Raw genomic sequence first — 16,001 nt, 5'->3', positions numbered from 1 at the left:
GCGGCTACCGTGGAAGATCGACCCCGACCCCAGCGGCAGGAGACACCCATGGGATTCCTCGACGACGCCAGGGCCAAGCTCGGCGACGCGGTGAACAAGCACGGCGACAAGATCTCCGGCGGCATCGACAAGGCCGCCCACACCATCGACCAGCGCACCGGCGGCAAGCACGCCGACAGGATCGGCTCCGGCGTGGCGAAGGCCAAGGACGCGCTCACGAAGCTCGACCGCCCCCGGCGCGACGGCGAGGGCGGGGCCCGATGAGCGACCTCTCCCCGGAGGTGCCCGAGGACGTGGTGGCCGAGGAGGTCGCCCCGACCGAGGCCCCCGACGCCGAGGAGTACCTCCCCGAGGCGGACGAGGGCGACCAGGTCTCCCCCGACACCGGCACCGTGTACGAGCCGGACGGCGAGCCCGCCGAGACCCCGCAGGACCTCGTGGAGACGGACGAGGAGTGACCGCACCGCCCCACGGGCGGTTCGTCGTGGTGCCGGCGGCCTACGTGTTCCCGGTCCGCGACGGGCCGCACGGGCGGGAGGTCCTGCTCCAGCTGCGCCGCGGCACCGGCTTCATGGACGAGCACTGGGCCGCGGGCGCCGCCGGGCACGTGGAGCGCGGCGAGACGGCGTACGACGCGGCGCGCCGGGAGGCCGCCGAGGAGATCGGCGTGCACGACCTCGCGCTGGACTTCCTCACCACGCTGCAGCGCACCGGCGGCGGTGAGCCGATCGGCGAACGCGTCGACTTCTTCTTCACCGCGCGCTCGTGGCGCGGCACGCCGCGAGTGGTGGAGCCGCACCGCTGTGCCGCGCTGCGCTGGTTCCCGCTGGCGGCCCTGCCCGACCCGGTGGTCCCCCACGAGCGGGTGGTGTTGGAGGCGATCGCGGCGGGTACCGCCCCTCCCTACCTGACCCTCGGCTTCGAAGGGAGCATTGAATGAGCAAGGACGAGGTCGACCTCGGCCCCAAGCCCGACCCGGTGATCGAGCCCGGCGAGCCCAACCCCGGGGGCGCCGACGCCCTGCCGGAGGAGCGCAGCGCCGTCCCCGCGGACCTCACCTTGGAGGCCAACCCCGCGGTGGACACCGATTCCGCCCCGGACACGCTGCAGGAGGGCGAGGACACCAGCACCGAGGCGACCCGCGACGAGGAGCCCACTCCCGCCGAGGAGGAGTCGCCCGCATGAGCGAGCCCGGCCCGCCGCCGGACGTCGAGCCCGGGCCCGAGACCAGTCCCGACCCCACGCACGACCGCGACGGCGACATGGGGGTGAGCAGCGAGCGGGTCGGCCCCACCGGCCCCGGGCAGACCGCCCGCACCGGCGAGCGCGACGTGACCACGGGCGCGGGGCCCGGGGGCGTCGCGGCGGCCGGGCCCGAGGACGAGCCGGACCCCGCAGAGGACAATCCCCCAGAGAAGTCACCCGGCGGCCGCGAGGAGAACCCGGCCGGGTTGCCCCCCAAGGCCGGCTACCCCAGCGCCGACCCGCGCTCGGCGGACAAGCCCTACCAACCCTGATCCGGGCCGCCGGCCCCCACTAACACGACACTCCGTAAGACGGAGTACTAAATGCACGCAGCCTCCGTTTAAAGTCGTCTCTTCAAACGACCCTGCGCGCGCTCTCGGGAGTGCGCCCGTTCACGGAGGACTGCACGTGCACTCCCTGTTCCATTCCCGGCGTCGGCGCGCCCTCAGACTGGGCGCGACCTTCGCGCTCGGTAGCGCGCTGGTGCTCAGCACCCTCGGCGCCACGCCCAGCGCCCAGGCCGTCCCTTCTCCGAGCACACCTGCCCCCCAGGGCGGCACGGGCGCCGGCGAGGGACCCGACCTGTCCGACCTGCTCGCCGAACCGACCCCCGGCCCGGAGGCGCTCGAGCTGCTCGAGCGCGCCGACCTGCGCGACGTCGCCGAGCACAACGACCTCTCCGTCGCCGAGCTGCGTCACGACCTGGACTCGCAGGACACCCTGCACGTCACTCCCGACGGCGACCTGCTCTTCGTCGACCCCGCCGCGCCGGCCCACCTGCGCGACGCGTCCACGAGCCCGGACGACCACGACCACGGCATCGACGGCGACCAGGACCAGGCCCCCGGGGTCGCGGCCATCGCCCGCGACATCGATGTCAAGGACGCGTTCAACCTCAACTCGCTGCCCGGGGCGAGCGCGACGATCTACCTCGACTTCGACGGCGTCGAGATCTCCTCCTCCTACGGCTCGGCGTGGCAGCAGAGCTACGGGCTCTCCGGGAGCGTCCCCGGATGGGACCCGAAGAACAACGGCGCGGCGTTCAACGACGACGAGAAGCGCGCCGTGATCGAGGTCTGGCAGCGCGTCGCCGAGGACTTCCACCCCTTCAACGTCAACGTCACCACGGTCGCCCCCGCCAACCTGCTCACCTTCCGCGGCTACCACGCGGTGATCACCGGCGACAAGGCCGCGCACAAGGCGCTGTGCGACGAGAGCTGCGGCGGCGTCGCCTACGTGGGGATCGACCCGTACTGGCACCAGTACAAGCCGGCCTGGTCCTTCACCCGCGGGTCGGGGAACTCCGCGGCCAACGTGGCCGAGGTGACCAGCCACGAGATCGGCCACAACCTCGGCCTGCGCCACCACGGCAAGGGCAGCACGGAGTACTACGCCGGCCACAGCGGCTGGGCACCCATCATGGGCAACAGCTACGGCAAGGAACACACCCGGTGGGCGAACGGCGCCTGGCCGGACGCCACCCGGCCCGACCAGGAGGACCTGTCGATCATCCGCGGCCGGCTCGGCTCGCGCGCGGACGGCGGGCCGGACAACTGGCAGGACGCGCGATGGACGCGTACCGCCGCGACCAGCGGCGAGGACGGTCACCACGAGACCCGGGACATCGACGCCTTCCAGCTGGGGACCTGTCAGGGCGATGTGAAGGTCCGCGTCAACATCGCCCCCAAGGGCTCGAACACCGACACCCGGATCAAGGTGAACAACTCCGTCGGAGACGACGTCTTCGAGCACGCCCCGTCGAGCCGCGAGGACATCGACACCACCATCAAGGGCCTGCCGAGAGACACGTACTACCTGCAGATCATGACCGACGCCAGGGGCGAGTACCAGAACGACTACGGCGTGCTGGGCTACTACGACTGGAGCGTCACCGGGTGTGACGGCGTACCGGTCACGACCCCGCCGCTGCAGCCGACCGCGTTCACGCACAGCTTCGACCCCGCGACCCGCAACCTGACGGTCACCTGGCAGCCGCCCGCCGAGGACGGCGGGCACCCCGTCACCGGCTACACCGTCGGCGAACAGCTCGGCAAGATGCCGACGATCCGGCTCGACGCCTCGGCGCGGCGACACACCTTCACCGACGTCCCGGCCGGGGACCTGCAGGTCTACGTCAACGCCAACAACGCCCTCGGCGACGGCCAGGTGGCCGGGACGACCTTCAGGTCCCCGGCGCCGGCCACGACCACCACGGCACTCACGGCCACCTACGCCGACGCCGCCAGGACGGTGAGCCTGCGCACCCGGGTCACCTCCAGCACGACGACGGCCGAGGGCACCGTGCGGGTGACGGCCGGTGATCGCGAGCTCGTGGCGCCCGTCGCGCTGGTGCGGGGCGAGGCGACCGTGACGGTGCCCTACGAGGACGTCGTCGGCACTGAGCTGACGGCGGAGTACGTCCCCGCGGACAAGCGCTGGAGCCCGTCCCGCACCGCCACCGCGACGACGCCGCAGACCGCCCCGTCGACGGTGCGCGACCTCGCCCTGAGCCTAGACCAGGACACCCGTGAGGTCACCGTGACCTGGCGCGCGCCCGAGCACACCGGCGGCTCGGCCGTCACGGCGTACCGCGTGACCGCGGGCGGTGCCACCCACACCGTCGCGGCGTCGGCCACCTCGCACACCCTCCCGGCCGGGACCGGCACGTTCGGCCTCCAGGTCCAGGCCGTGAACGCGCGGGGCGCCTCCACGCCCGCCCGCGCCGAGCTCGAGGTCCCCGCTCCCACGGCGAGCCGCACGGCGATGACCGCCGACACCAGCGGGCGCACGGTGACCCTGCGGGTCACCACCCGGTCGAGCACGGACGACGCGCTGGTCGACGGCCGGGTCACCGTGCGGCGCGCGAACGACCTCGCGCTGGTCGCCGACGCGACGACGACCCGCGGCGTCGCGGAGCTCACGCTCACCGACCAGCCACTGGGCCGGCAGACCTACGTCGCGGTCGTCGTGCCCACGAGCAAGCGGTGGAGCCAGTCGTCCGCCGAGGCCTCGGCCGACGTCATGGTCCAGCCCGGCGCCCCGCGCGCGCTGGCGGCGGACTTCGAGCCTCGCGACCGCTCGGCCCGCGTCGCCTGGGAGGCGCCCGCCTCCGACGGGGGCACGCCTGTGACCGGCTACCGGGTGAGCGTCGGCGAGCTCACCGAGGAGGTCGCGGCCGACGCGACCGAGTCCGTGCTCGACGTCGCCGACCTCGCACCGGGCGAGCACGAGGTCTCGGTGGTGGCGCTCAACGCCGTCGGCACCTCCGGCGCGGCCACGGCCACGCTGGTCCTCGCGCCCGTCGCCGAGGCCGGGCTCTCCCTCACGGTGACCACGCTCGGCCGGGCGGCGACGCTCACCGCCGAGGTGGCCGGCGACCCCGCCCCCGAGGGCAGCGTCGAGTTCCGTGACGGCGCCACCGTCCTGGGCACGGTCGCCGTGACGGACGGCGTCGCGACGCTGCAGGTCGACCGGGCGCCCCTGGGCAGGCGGAGCTACACCGCCGCGTTCGTCCCGGCCGACCGCCGGTGGGACCCCGCCACCAGCGAGGCGGTCAGCGCCACCAGCGCCAAGCTGGCGGCGAGCCTCAAGGTCGCCGTCACCGCGAAGACGGTCCGGCTCGGCAAGCGACCGACGGTCACCGCGACCCTCGCCGCCCGCGGACTGACCGGCGCGGCCACGAACGGCCGGTTGACCGTCAAGCTCGGCAAGAAGACCGTCCAGGCCCGCCTGGTCGACGGCCGCGCCGTCGTACGGCTGCCGAAGCTGAAGAAGGCGTTCTTCACCGCCAAGCAGCTGCGGACCAAGGCACCGCTCGTGGTGACCTACCAGGGCAACGACGACGTCGCCCGCGCGGTCCTCACCCGGAAGGTGAAGGTGAAGCGCTGACGCGCTGAGCCCCGACGCAGCGAACCCCTCTCGACCGCGGTCGAGAGGGGTTCGCTGCTGGGTGGGGCTGGGCTCGGTCGGCGTCAGGTGGCGCGGCCCGAGGCGGCCACGTGCCTCAGACGCCGCAGGCGGGGGCGGCGTCCGGCAGCGGCGCCGGTACGCCGATCGCGGGCATCCCCAGCGAGACGCCGGAGGCCTGCGGCGCGGCGGTGCGCGCCTCCCAGGCGTCGCCCGAGCGCGTGCGTCGTACGCCGAGGACGGGGCCGTCGGCGACCAGGTGGTGCGGCGCGGCATAGGTGACCTCGACGGTGACCATGTCCCCGGGGCGCACGGAGTCGGCGTCCACGCGGGAGAAGTCGGCCTCGAAGTGCACCAGGCGGTTGTCCGGCGCCCGGCCGGACAGCCGCGCGGTGGCGGCGTCCTTGCGGCCCTCGCCCTCGGCGACCATCAGCTCGACGGTGCGCCCGACGATCCTCTTGTTCTCCTCCCAGGCGATCTCGGAGACCAGGTCGGCCAGGCGCAGGTAGCGGTCCTTGACCACGTCGGCCGGCACCTGGTCGGGCAGGTCGGCGGCGGGGGTGCCGGGGCGCTTGGAGTACTGGAAGGTGAAGGCGCTGGAGAAGCGCGACTCGCGCACCACCCGCATCGTCTCGAGGAAGTCCTCCTCGGTCTCGCCGGGGAAGCCGACGATGATGTCGGTGGTGATCGCGGCGTCCGGCATCGCGGCGCGGACCCGCTCGATGATGCCGAGGAACTTCGAGGAGCGGTAGGAGCGGCGCATCGCACGCAGCAGCCGGTCGGAGCCGGACTGCAGCGGCATGTGCAGGCTCGGCATCACGTTCGGCGTCTCGGCCATCGCCTCGATGACGTCGTCGGTGAACTCCGCCGGGTGCGGGCTGGTGAAGCGCACCCGATCCAGGCCCTCGATCTCGCCGCACGCCCGCAGCAGCTTGGAGAAGGCCTGACGGTCGCCGAACTCCACGCCGTACGCGTTGACGTTCTGGCCCAGCAGGGTGATCTCGCTGACGCCCTCGGCCACCAGCGCGCGGACCTCGGCGAGGATGTCGCCGGGGCGGCGGTCCTTCTCCTTGCCGCGCAGCGCCGGGACGATGCAGAAGGTGCAGGTGTTGTTGCAGCCGACCGAGATCGACACCCACGCGGCGTACGCCGACTCGCGCTTGGTGGGCAGCGTCGAGGGGAACACGTCGAGGCTCTCCAGGATCTCGACCTGGGCCTCCTCCTGCACCCGGGCCCGCTCCAGCAGCACCGGCAGCGAGCCGATGTTGTGGGTCCCGAAGACGACGTCGACGTACGGCGCCCGCTCGGTGATCGTCGAGCGGTCCTTCTGCGCCAGGCAGCCGCCGACGGCGATCTGCATGCCCGGGTTGGCGGCCTTGATCGGCGCGAGGTGGGAGAGGTTGCCGTAGAGCTTGTTGTCCGCGTTCTCGCGCACCGCGCAGGTGTTGAACACGACGACGTCGGCCTGTTCGCCGGCCGGGGAGGGCACGTAGCCCGAGTCCTCCAGCAGCCCGGTCAGGCGCTCGGAGTCGTGGACGTTCATCTGGCACCCGTAGGTGCGGACCTCGTACGTGCGCGCGTTGCTCATAACCGCTCAAGCCTACGAGCGCCGCCGCCGCTTCGGCGAACTCCGAGGCACCTGCTCGCGACGCGGCCCTCCGCCGAGCGGGCGACCACCTCTTCGCCGTTGCCAAGGAGAAGAGGCTCCGGCAATCGACCGCGCTGTCCTACGACCGACTGCTCGGCAGGCTCAGCATCGTGGACGAGGTCTCGCAAGGCGGGGATGGAATGTGAGGATGCACGGGTGTCGAAGGGTTCACGGCGCCTCGTCATGGGCGTGGTCCTGGGCGTGAGCGTGGTCATCGTCGTGGGCGTTGTCGCCTACCTACTGCTCCTCCCACGACAGTCCGATCACATCGCTGTTCCCGCGCACAACGCCACTCCGGAGCAGGTGGTGACGGCGTACCTCGACGCTCTGAACGCCCACGACTGCGATACCGCCGAGACCGTCATGGCAAGCGATGCCAAGGACAGCGCCCGATCGTGGTGCCGCCAGGTCGCGAGCCTGACGGACGTGGACGTGCGCGACCACTTCACCGAACGCCCTGAGCTCTCGGGCCGCTCGGCCCCCGAAGAGGTTGCCAACGTCCCGGTGACCTTCGACGTGGACTGGCGCCTCTTCCACGGCGACGTCTCGATGCCCGAGGGAACCACGACGTGGGGCTACCTGTTGGTGCGTGACTCGCCCGACTCTCCTTGGCGCATCTTTGGCCAGGGCACCGGCTGACCATTGCTGGCGCGCGCCAGTTCAGGATGCCGCGGACGGACAACGCGGCAGCGGGCGGGCAGAAGTCGCGCTGAGACCTCCGCCTCAGGCGGCCCCCAGGGCCGGCACCGCACTTCTGCCCGCCCGTCCACGACAGCAGCAGCCGGAGATCAGAGCGCCGCCGCCGAGGTCCGCGGACGCCCGGCTCAGCCGGCGTAGACGGTCCCGTCGAGGTTCAGCAGCCCGGCGGACTCCAGGGCGAGGCCGGTCTCGCTGTTGTCGTCGCTGTCCGGGTGGGTCTCGATGTCGACCGCGGCGACGTCGGCGAGGGCGAGCACGTGGGTCTGGGCGGTCTTGATGCCCATGCCCGCGCGGTCGGTCGGGACGCCGTCCTCGAGGAAGAGGTAGCCGTCGCGGATCCCGAGGAACCGGGCACATGCGTGGACCTCGCGGCTGCCGTCGGTGTGCCGCACGGAGATGGTGCTGAAGGCGTCGTGTGTGCTCACTGGGATATCCTCCCCGACGCCGCGACTCATCGCAGGCGACCACACCGATCCGTCGGGACCGTGCCTGAAGACAGGTCACAGTTCGGACACACCTACCCACCTACCCGATCTCCGGGGGTTCACGCCTCCCCCGAGTGGGCACGGAGGAGACCATGACTGAGCCCCTGGTGGTGCTGGACCACGTCGACAAGTGGTTCGGGAGCCTGCACGTCCTGCAGGACATCCAGCTGTCGATCGGCCGCGGCGAGGTGGTCGTGGTCATCGGTCCCTCGGGATCGGGCAAGTCCACGCTGTGCCGCGCCATCAACCGCCTCGAGACCATCGACAAGGGCACGATCAGCCTCGACGGCCAGCCGCTGCCCCAGGAGGGCAAGCAGCTCGCCGCGCTGCGTGCCGACGTCGGGATGGTGTTCCAGAGCTTCAACCTGTTCGCCCACAAGACGATCCTCGAGAACGTCACCCTCGGGCCGATCAAGGTCCGCAAGCAGTCCAAGGCGGACGCCGAGAAGCGCGCACGCGAGCTGCTCGACCGCGTCGGGGTCGGCCACCAGGCCGACAAGTACCCCGCCCAGCTCTCCGGCGGCCAGCAGCAGCGCGTCGCGATCGCCCGCGCGCTGGCGATGGAGCCGAAGGTGATGCTCTTCGACGAGCCGACCTCGGCCCTGGACCCGGAGATGATCTCGGAGGTCCTCGAGGTCATGGTCGACCTGGCCCGACGCGGCATGACCATGGTCGTGGTCACCCACGAGATGGGCTTCGCGCGCACCGCCGCCGACCGGGTGGTCTTCATGTCCGACGGCGCGATCGTCGAGGAGAACACCCCCGAAGAGTTCTTCACCAACCCGCAGAGCGATCGAGCCAAGGACTTCCTCGGCAAGATCCTCAAGCACTGAAGGAGACAGCATGCGACCTCGTCCGACCCTCCGCCGGTTCACGGCAGCGGCAGCCGCCGCCGTCCTGGCCACTTCCATCACCGCCTGCGGCAACGCCGGCAACGACGACAGCGAGACCCGTGACGTCGACGTCGCGGAGAACGCCGCAGACGAGTTCGAGGACGGGACTCGGATGAAGGAGCTCGCCGAGGACGGCAAGATCACCATCGGCGTGAAGTACGACCAGCCCGGCCTGGGCTTCAAGGGCGCCACCGACGACATGCCCCGCGGCTTCGACCCGGAGATCGGCAAGATCCTCGCCGGCTCGCTCGGCATCGCCCCCGAGGACATCACCTGGAAGGAGACGATCTCCGACAACCGCGAGCCGTTCCTCCAGGAGGGCGAGGTCGACCTGGTCATCGCGACGTACTCGATCACCGACGAGCGCCGCCAGGTCGTCGGCCAGGCCGGCCCGTACTACGTCACCGGCCAGCAGCTGCTGGTCCGCTCCGACAACGACGAGATCAACGGCGTCGAGGACATCAAGGGCAGCGAGGTCTGCTCGGTCACCGGCTCCACCTCCCTGGACAACGTCAAGAAGGAGGGTGCCAAGCCGCGCGGCTTCGACACCTACTCCGAGTGCGTCGACCAGGTCCTCGACGGCACCGTCGACGCGATGACCACCGACGGCACGATCCTGCTGGGGTACGCCGCGGAGCAGCCCGACGACCTCAAGGTCGTCGGCGAGCCGTTCTCCGAGGAGCTCTACGGCATCGGCTACTCCAAGGACCGTCCCGAGATGTGCCAGTGGATCAACGACACGCTGACCCAGGCCTTCGAGGACGGCTCGTGGGAGGAGGCGTTCGACGTCACCCTCGGCGAGTCGGGCGTGGACGCTCCCGAGAAGCCCGAGCTCCAGTCCTGCGACGCCTGACCTTCGCACGTCACTGACCGGCGGGAGTCCCGACAGGCTCCCGCCGGTCCCTCACGGAAGGGGACACGCCCGTGGAGGCGGTCTTCTCGAACTTCGACGAGTACCTCAAGGCATTCGGGGTGACCCTCGGGCTGTTCGTCGTCTCCGGCATCGGCTCGCTCGTGCTGGGCCTGTTCCTCGCGTCGCTGCGGGTCGGTCCGGTCGCGATCATGCGCCGCGCCGCAGCGCTCTACGTGATCATCTTCCGCAACACGCCGCTGCTGATGATCTTCATCTTCATGGCCGCGGCGATGCCCAAGCTCGGCTACAACTTCAAGTGGGTCGAGGACATCGAGATCGCCGGCTGGAGCGTCTCGGCGTTCTTCGTGCGCTCGACCCTCGCGCTGACGCTCTACACCTCCGCCTTCGTGTGCGAGGCCTTCCGCTCCGGCGTCAACTCCGTCGACCTCGGCCAGGCCGAGGCGGCCCGCGCCGTCGGGCTGACCTTCGCCCAGAGCATGCGCTACGTCGTGCTCCCCCAGGCGCTGCGTGCCGTCGTCCCTCCGCTGACCAGCGTGCAGGTCGCGCTGATCAAGAACACCTCCGTCGCCGCCGCGTTCGGCATGGCCGAGGCGACCGCCACCATGCGTGCCTTCACCAACAACAACGCCGACGAGCGCATCCAGATCTTCCTGCTCTTCGCCCTCGGCTACATCATCCTCGTCGAGATCGTGGCCCTCTCGTCCTACGTCCTCGAGCGCAAGTGGAAGGTGGCCTGAGATGAGCGGCAACGTCCTCTTCGACGCGCCCGGGCCGCGCACGATCGCGCGCCACCGCGTCTACACCGTCCTCACCCTGCTCGCCCTCGCCGGCATCATCGGGTTCTTCGCCTGGCGCCTGCAGGTCACCGGGCAGCTCGAGTACGAAAAGTGGGAGGTCTTCCTCACCCCGTCGTACGTCGAGGTGATCCTCCAGGGTCTCCTCGACACCCTGCAGATGGCCTTCGGCGCCATCGTCCTCGCCATCGTCTTCGGCCTCGTGTTCGGCATCGGCAAGGTCTCCGAGCACGCCTGGTTGCGCTGGCCGTCCTGGGTCGTCGTGGAGTTCTTCCGCGCCGTCCCGGTGCTGATGCTGATGATCTTCAGCTTCTACCTGTTCGCCATCGGCAACGGCCCGCTGTCCCCGATGTGGTGCGTGATCATCGCGCTGACCTGCTACAACGGCGCGGTCCTCGCCGAGGTCTTCCGCGCCGGCATCAACGCCGTCCCGCGCGGCCAGGTGGAGGCGGCCTACGCCCTCGGCATGCGCAAGACCCAGGTGATGGTGCAGATCCAGCTGCCGCAGGCGGTCAAGATCATGCTCCCCGCGCTGATCAGCCAGTGCATCGTCGCACTGAAGGACACCAGCCTCGGCGCCTACATCCTGGCTCCCGGCCTGACCTACGTCTACGACCAGATCTCGCAGGAGTTCAAGAACCAGGTCCCGGCCGCGCTGGTGATCGCCTCGATCTACATCGTCGTCAACCTGCTCCTCACCGCACTCGCGACGTGGGCGCAGAAGCGCTACGTCGGCGAGAAGGCCGCCCCGCTCGAGGTCGCTGCGACGGGCTTCGACGACGGCCGCGGCACGCTCTAGACCCGTCGCGGGGTCACCCACAGCCGGATGACGCCCTCGATCACCACGGTGCCGTCGGCCAGCCGGCCGTGCACACGCACCGGGAGGTCGGGGGCGTCCGCCGTCCACTGCTCGGGGTCGGTCTCGGCGATGCAGGTGACGTCGCCGGTGGCCTTCGCGGTGTAGGCGACCTCCATCCCCTTGGGGATCCAGCGCCGGTCCGCGGGGACGCTCGCCTCCGCCAACGCACCCATCGCCGCCTCGAGGCCGTTGCACAGCGCGATCGCGTGCACGGTCCCGAGGTGGTTGTGCACCCCGCGGCGGCTGCGGACCACCAGCTCGGCGCGGTTCGGCTCGAGCACGGTGAACCGGGGCCGCACGGTCGCGAAGTACGGCGCCTTCTGGGAGAACAGCACCGAGAAGACCCGGGTGCCGACGACGGGGATGCTGCTCGTCTTGCGCCACAGCGCGAGGACCTGACTCATGGCCCGGAGATTACCGATCAGTAACTTCGGCGTCCACCCACCCTGGGCGGCGCCCGGTGGGGCGCTGTGGGCTGACACGTGTCAACTGCGCTGCTAGCGTCCGCGACGTGACCCACGCCACAGCAGGACCCGAGGCGGCCATCGAGCCGCTGCCCGAGATCGGCTGCTACGGCCTGGCCGGGCACACCTCCTCCCCCGGCGACCTGCTCGACGAGGTCCGCCTCGCCGAGCGGCTGGGCATCGGCGCCGTCTTCCTCTCCGAGCGCTTCAACCTCAAGGACGCCGGCGTGCTGGCCGGCGCGGCCGTCGCGGCCTCCGAGCGGATCGGGATCGGCACCGCGGCCACCAACCACAACACCCGCCACCCGCTGGTCACCGCCACCATGGCGACGACGCTGCACCGGATGAGCCGGGGGCGCTACGCGCTCGGCCTGGGGCGCGGCTTCGACCTGCTCTTCGACGTGATGGGGCTGCCGCGCGTGACCAGCGCCCAGCTGGCCGACGCGGTCGGGATCTACCGGCGGCTGTGGCGCGGCGAGGCCTTCGGCCACGACGGCCCGGCCGGCAGCTACCCCTACCTGTCCCAGGACCCCTCCTTCGACGAGCACGTGCCGGTGCTGATGACCGCGATCGGACCGACGTCGCTCGCCCTCGCCGGGCGGGTCGCCGACGGCGTGGTCCTGCACACCTTCCTCACCGACGAGACCCTCGCCCGCTCGGTGGCCACCGTGCGCCGCGCCGCCGAGGAGGCCGGCCGCGACCCCGCGTCGGTGCGGGTCTGGGCGGTGCTGGCCACCGTGAGCGACGAGATCGAGGAGGAGCAGCGCCTGCGCCGCCTCGTCGGGCGCCTGGCCACCTACCTCCAGGGGTACGGCGAGGTGCTGGTGCGCGCCAACGGGTGGGACCCCGAGGACCTGCGCCGCTTCCGCGAGGACCCCGTGGTGAGCGGGTACGCCGGGGCGTTCGACGCCGTCGGCACCGTCGAGGAGCTCACCCGGCTCGCCGAGCTGCTGCCCGCCGACTGGCTCCCGGCGGCGACCGGCTCCCCCGCGCAGTGCGCCACCCGGGTGCGCGACCAGCTCGACGCGGGCGCGGACAGCGTCATCCTGCACGGCGCCACTCCTGCCGAGCTGGCCCCGGTGCTGGACGCCTGGCGAGCGGTCCGTCCCGACGGGCTGGACACGCTGCCGCGCAACCCGGGCTGGTCCCGGTGAGCGCCGCGCCGGTCGTCACCACCCCGGACGAGCTGACCGCGCCGTGGCTGGCCGCGGCCCTCGGCGTACGCATCGAGGCGGTGGCGGCCGAGCCGGTCGGCACCGGCCAGATGGGCACCTGCGTGCGGCTGCGGCTGGCCGGTCCCGACGTCGGCACCCGCGTGCCCGCCACCCTGCTCGCCAAGCTCCCCACCCCCGATCCCGGCGCCCGCGCGATGGTGGCCGGTGCCTACCGCTGCGAGCTGCGCTTCTACGACGAGATCGCGCCGACCGTCGCGGTGCGGGTGCCGCGCGTGCACCACGCGGCCTGGACCGGCGACGGGGCCGACTTCGTCCTGCTGCTGGAGGACCTCGCCCCACGGGTGCAGGGCGACCAGCTCGCGGGCTGCTCGCCCGCGCAGGCCCGCGACGCGGTCCTCAACCTCGCCGGACTGCACGGGCCCCGTTGGTGCGACCCGACGCTCACCGCCATCGACGGGCTGGACCGCACCGGCGCCGAGGACGCCGCCCTGCTGGGCGAGCTCTTCGGGCCCGCGACCGAGATCTTCCTCGCCGGGCTGGGCGACCTCGTCGATCCCGCGGACGCCGCGACCCTGGCGGCCTGCGTGCCGCTGTGCGAGCGGTGGGCACGGGGGCGCGCGGAGCGGTTCGGGCTGGTGCACGGCGACTACCGCCTGGACAACCTGATGTTCGCCGCCGACGGTGACGCGGGCTGCGTGGCGCTGGACTGGCAGACGCTGTCGCTCGCGCTGCCGGCGCGCGACCTGGCGTACTTCCTCGGCACCGGGCTCGACGTCGGCGAGCGCCGCGCGCACGAGCGCGACCTGGTCGACGCCTGGCACGCGGCGCTGCTCGGGCACGGTGTCACGGGCTACTCCCGCGAGGAGGCCTTCGAGGACTACCGGTACGCGATGCTCCAGGGGCCGCTGGTGGCGGTCTTCGGCTGCGCCTACGGGACCCGCACCGAGCGGGGCGACCGGATGTTCGCCACGATGCTCGCGCGCTCCTGCGCCGCGATCCGAGACCTGGGCACGCTCTCGCTCGCGGCCGGGGACTGCTAGCGTGGGGCGCGGCCCCTCGGGCGTAGCTCCCCCCGCTTCGCTCGAGGGGCCCCTGCATGCCCGGACGTCCTCGCGCTGCCCGTGGCTTCGGCGGGCTCAGCCGGCCGTGACCAGCAGCTCGACGCGGTTGCCGTGCCCGTCGCGGACGTGCAGCCGCTCGTGGCCGTCGAAGGTGTGCCGCTCGCGGTCGTCGACCTCGAAGCCGAGCGCCACCAGCCGCGACCCGGTCTCCTCGAGGTCCGCCACGCTCGCCAGCAGCAGGGCCGGGTGCGCGCGCCGCGCCGGCACGAACGGGTCCTCCACGCCCACGTGGACCTCCGCGACCACCTGCTCGTCGGCGTCGTAGGAGCGGAACCAGGCGCCACCGCGCGAGCGCAGGGCCGGCGGCTTCTCGACCTCGGCGAGGCCGAGCCCCTCGCCCCAGAACCGTCGCGCGAGCTCCTCCCCGCCCGGTGGGCAGGAGACCTGCACGTGGTGCAGACGCAGCGGCGCGCGCCCGGGCATCAGGACGCCACCTCCGACTCCGGGCGGCGGGCCACGACGAAGACCCGGCGGAAGGGCAGCACCACGCCGTACGGCGCGGCGGGGTACGCCGCGGCGAGGCGGCGGCGCAGCTCGACCTCGAAGGAGGCGCGCAACCGTGGCGACGCCGCCTCGAGCGCCTCGAGGGTGGGCCGGGCTCCGGTGCCCGAGATCCAGGTGAACACCGGGTCCGGGCCCTCCAGCACGTGCAGGTAGGTCGTCTCCCACGCATCGACCTGGCACCCGAGCGCGGCCAGCGCCTCGAGGTAGACCGCAGGGTCGTGGGCGCCCGGCTCGGCGGCGCCGGCGGTGTGGGCGGCGTACGGCTCCTCCGCGGCGAGCTCGCGGCGCAGCGCGTGGCTGGGCTCCGCGAAGTTGCCCGGCACCTGGAAGGCGAACCAGCCGCCGGGCGCCACCGCCGCCACGAGACGGGGAAGCAGGGCGAGGTGGTCGGGCAGCCACTGCAGGACCGCGTTGGCCACCAGCACGTCGACCGGCTCGTCGGGCGACCACGCACGCAGGTCGCCGACCTCGACCGCGAGGCCGGGGTGGTCGGCGTGCGCCCGCGCGACCATCTCCGGGCTGGCGTCGATCCCGCGCACCTCGGCCCCCGGCCAGCGGGCGGCCAGCAGCGCGGTGAGGTTGCCCGGCCCGCAACCCAGGTCCATCACCCGTCGGGGCGCGCGGGCATCGACGCGGGCGAGCAGGTCGAGGAACGGGCGGGCGCGTTCGTCGGCGTAGGCGAGATAGCGCTCCGGGTCCCACCCGGAGGCAGTCGGCGGAACGGGTCCGGTGCTCATGGGGCCTCCCGGGGCGAGCGGATCGGAGGTCTCTTGACGTCGAGACACTTCGATCCTCCGCCGCGAGTCTCTCGATGTCAAGATTCTCGACCCGGGCGGTACCATGACGCCATGCGGGACGAGGTCGACGAGCTGGTCGAGGCCTGGGGACGTGAGCGCGCGGACCTGGACCTGGCACCCGTCGCGGTCTTCAGCCGGATCTCCCGCCTCGCCCGCCACCTGGATCTGGCCCGGCGCGAGGCCTTCACCCAGCACGGCATCGAGGCGTGGGAGTTCGACGTGCTCGCCGCGCTGCGCCGCGCCGGTACGCCGTACGAGCTCTCCCCCGGGCGGCTGCTGCGCGAGACGCTGGTGACCAGCGGGACCATGACCAACCGGGTCGACCGGCTGGCCGCCCGCGGGTTCGTCGAGCGCCTCCCCGACCCGCACGACCGACGCGGCGTGCTGGTGCGCCTGACCGCCGACGGCAAGCGCGCGGTGGACAGCGCGTTCACCGAGCTGCTCGAGGCCGAGGCCGGGATCCTCGCCGACCTCGACACCGATCAGCAGGCCCAGCTGGCCTCGCTGCTGCGCACCCTGCTGGTGCCGTTCAGCTGA

At 72.2% G+C, this 16,001-nt stretch carries 19 protein-coding genes; 14 read left to right on the top strand and 5 right to left on the bottom strand.

The window, feature by feature from the left end:
- The first annotated feature begins 48 nt into the window (after positions 1-48).
- From HOQ23_RS11620 to HOQ23_RS11595, 6 genes are all read left to right on the top strand, one after another.
- Positions 49-264, top strand: a complete 216-nt coding sequence (locus HOQ23_RS11620) for an antitoxin (protein WP_172214752.1) — start codon at positions 49-51, stop codon at positions 262-264.
- Positions 261-458: a hypothetical protein gene (locus tag HOQ23_RS11615; RefSeq protein ID WP_172214751.1), complete on the top strand. Its 198-nt coding sequence runs from the start codon at positions 261-263 to the stop codon at positions 456-458. Before HOQ23_RS11620 ends, HOQ23_RS11615 begins: the two co-directional genes overlap by 4 nt.
- A complete protein-coding gene (locus HOQ23_RS11610) occupies positions 455-940 on the top strand; it encodes an NUDIX domain-containing protein (protein WP_172214750.1) in 486 nt (161 codons plus the stop codon). Before HOQ23_RS11615 ends, HOQ23_RS11610 begins: the two co-directional genes overlap by 4 nt.
- Positions 937-1,185, top strand: coding sequence for a hypothetical protein (locus HOQ23_RS11605; RefSeq protein ID WP_172214749.1), 249 nt, complete (start codon positions 937-939; stop codon positions 1,183-1,185). The genes HOQ23_RS11610 and HOQ23_RS11605 overlap by 4 nt, the downstream gene beginning before the upstream one ends.
- A complete protein-coding gene (locus HOQ23_RS11600) occupies positions 1,182-1,517 on the top strand; it encodes a hypothetical protein (protein WP_172214748.1) in 336 nt (111 codons plus the stop codon). The genes HOQ23_RS11605 and HOQ23_RS11600 overlap by 4 nt, the downstream gene beginning before the upstream one ends.
- Positions 1,518-1,653: 136 nt before the next feature.
- On the top strand, positions 1,654-5,133 hold the full coding sequence (locus tag HOQ23_RS11595; RefSeq protein WP_172214747.1) for an Ig-like domain repeat protein: 3,480 nt from the start codon (positions 1,654-1,656) through the stop codon (positions 5,131-5,133).
- Between the two features lie 115 nt (positions 5,134-5,248).
- On the opposite strand, the gene miaB is transcribed toward HOQ23_RS11595, so the two are convergent.
- Positions 5,249-6,739 carry a tRNA (N6-isopentenyl adenosine(37)-C2)-methylthiotransferase MiaB gene (miaB, locus tag HOQ23_RS11590; protein ID WP_172214746.1) on the bottom strand — a complete coding sequence of 497 codons (1,491 nt, stop codon included), beginning with the start codon at positions 6,737-6,739 and terminating at the stop codon, positions 5,249-5,251.
- Between the two features lie 216 nt (positions 6,740-6,955).
- Between miaB and HOQ23_RS11585 the strand changes: the two genes are divergently transcribed.
- Positions 6,956-7,438 (top strand): DUF4829 domain-containing protein, encoded by a 483-nt coding sequence (locus tag HOQ23_RS11585; protein ID WP_172214745.1) that lies wholly within the window; start codon positions 6,956-6,958, stop codon positions 7,436-7,438.
- 185 nt (positions 7,439-7,623) lie between these two features.
- On the opposite strand, the gene HOQ23_RS11580 is transcribed toward HOQ23_RS11585, so the two are convergent.
- Positions 7,624-7,923, bottom strand: a complete 300-nt coding sequence (locus tag HOQ23_RS11580; protein WP_172214744.1) for a hypothetical protein — start codon at positions 7,921-7,923, stop codon at positions 7,624-7,626.
- Between the two features lie 164 nt (positions 7,924-8,087).
- Between HOQ23_RS11580 and HOQ23_RS11575 the strand changes: the two genes are divergently transcribed.
- From HOQ23_RS11575 to HOQ23_RS11560, 4 genes are all read left to right on the top strand, one after another.
- On the top strand, positions 8,088-8,816 hold the full coding sequence (locus HOQ23_RS11575; protein ID WP_172214892.1) for an amino acid ABC transporter ATP-binding protein: 729 nt from the start codon (positions 8,088-8,090) through the stop codon (positions 8,814-8,816).
- Positions 8,817-8,826: 10 nt separating this feature from the next.
- Positions 8,827-9,729 (top strand): glutamate ABC transporter substrate-binding protein, encoded by a 903-nt coding sequence (locus HOQ23_RS11570; protein WP_172214743.1) that lies wholly within the window; start codon positions 8,827-8,829, stop codon positions 9,727-9,729.
- Between the two features lie 71 nt (positions 9,730-9,800).
- Entirely contained in the window at positions 9,801-10,487 is a 687-nt protein-coding gene (locus HOQ23_RS11565; RefSeq protein WP_172214742.1) for an amino acid ABC transporter permease, read from the top strand.
- A 1-nt stretch (position 10,488) separates the two neighbouring features.
- Positions 10,489-11,343, top strand: coding sequence for an amino acid ABC transporter permease (locus HOQ23_RS11560; protein ID WP_172214741.1), 855 nt, complete (start codon positions 10,489-10,491; stop codon positions 11,341-11,343).
- Here HOQ23_RS11560 and HOQ23_RS11555 read toward each other — a convergent pair.
- Positions 11,340-11,807 (bottom strand): hotdog fold domain-containing protein, encoded by a 468-nt coding sequence (locus HOQ23_RS11555; RefSeq protein ID WP_172214740.1) that lies wholly within the window; start codon positions 11,805-11,807, stop codon positions 11,340-11,342. The genes HOQ23_RS11560 and HOQ23_RS11555 overlap by 4 nt on opposite strands.
- Positions 11,808-11,914: 107 nt before the next feature.
- Between HOQ23_RS11555 and HOQ23_RS11550 the strand changes: the two genes are divergently transcribed.
- Entirely contained in the window at positions 11,915-13,021 is a 1,107-nt protein-coding gene (locus HOQ23_RS11550) for a TIGR03857 family LLM class F420-dependent oxidoreductase (RefSeq protein WP_216654119.1), read from the top strand.
- A complete protein-coding gene (locus HOQ23_RS11545) occupies positions 13,018-14,082 on the top strand; it encodes a phosphotransferase (protein ID WP_216654117.1) in 1,065 nt (354 codons plus the stop codon). The genes HOQ23_RS11550 and HOQ23_RS11545 overlap by 4 nt, the downstream gene beginning before the upstream one ends.
- 96 nt (positions 14,083-14,178) lie before the next feature.
- On the opposite strand, the gene HOQ23_RS11540 is transcribed toward HOQ23_RS11545, so the two are convergent.
- Positions 14,179-14,586 carry a VOC family protein gene (locus HOQ23_RS11540; protein ID WP_253945418.1) on the bottom strand — a complete coding sequence of 136 codons (408 nt, stop codon included), beginning with the start codon at positions 14,584-14,586 and terminating at the stop codon, positions 14,179-14,181.
- Positions 14,586-15,404 (bottom strand): trans-aconitate 2-methyltransferase, encoded by an 819-nt coding sequence (locus tag HOQ23_RS11535; RefSeq protein WP_172214739.1) that lies wholly within the window; start codon positions 15,402-15,404, stop codon positions 14,586-14,588. The genes HOQ23_RS11540 and HOQ23_RS11535 overlap by 1 nt, the downstream gene beginning before the upstream one ends.
- A 111-nt stretch (positions 15,405-15,515) precedes the next feature.
- Between HOQ23_RS11535 and HOQ23_RS11530 the strand changes: the two genes are divergently transcribed.
- Complete coding sequence (locus tag HOQ23_RS11530; protein WP_172214738.1) at positions 15,516-16,001, top strand: MarR family winged helix-turn-helix transcriptional regulator; 486 nt, start codon at positions 15,516-15,518, stop codon at positions 15,999-16,001.

The sequence above is a fragment of the Nocardioides sp. zg-DK7169 genome, from assembly GCF_013155365.1.
Lineage (GTDB): Bacteria > Actinomycetota > Actinomycetes > Propionibacteriales > Nocardioidaceae > Nocardioides.
This window is presented reverse-complemented; position numbering and strand designations above follow the sequence as displayed.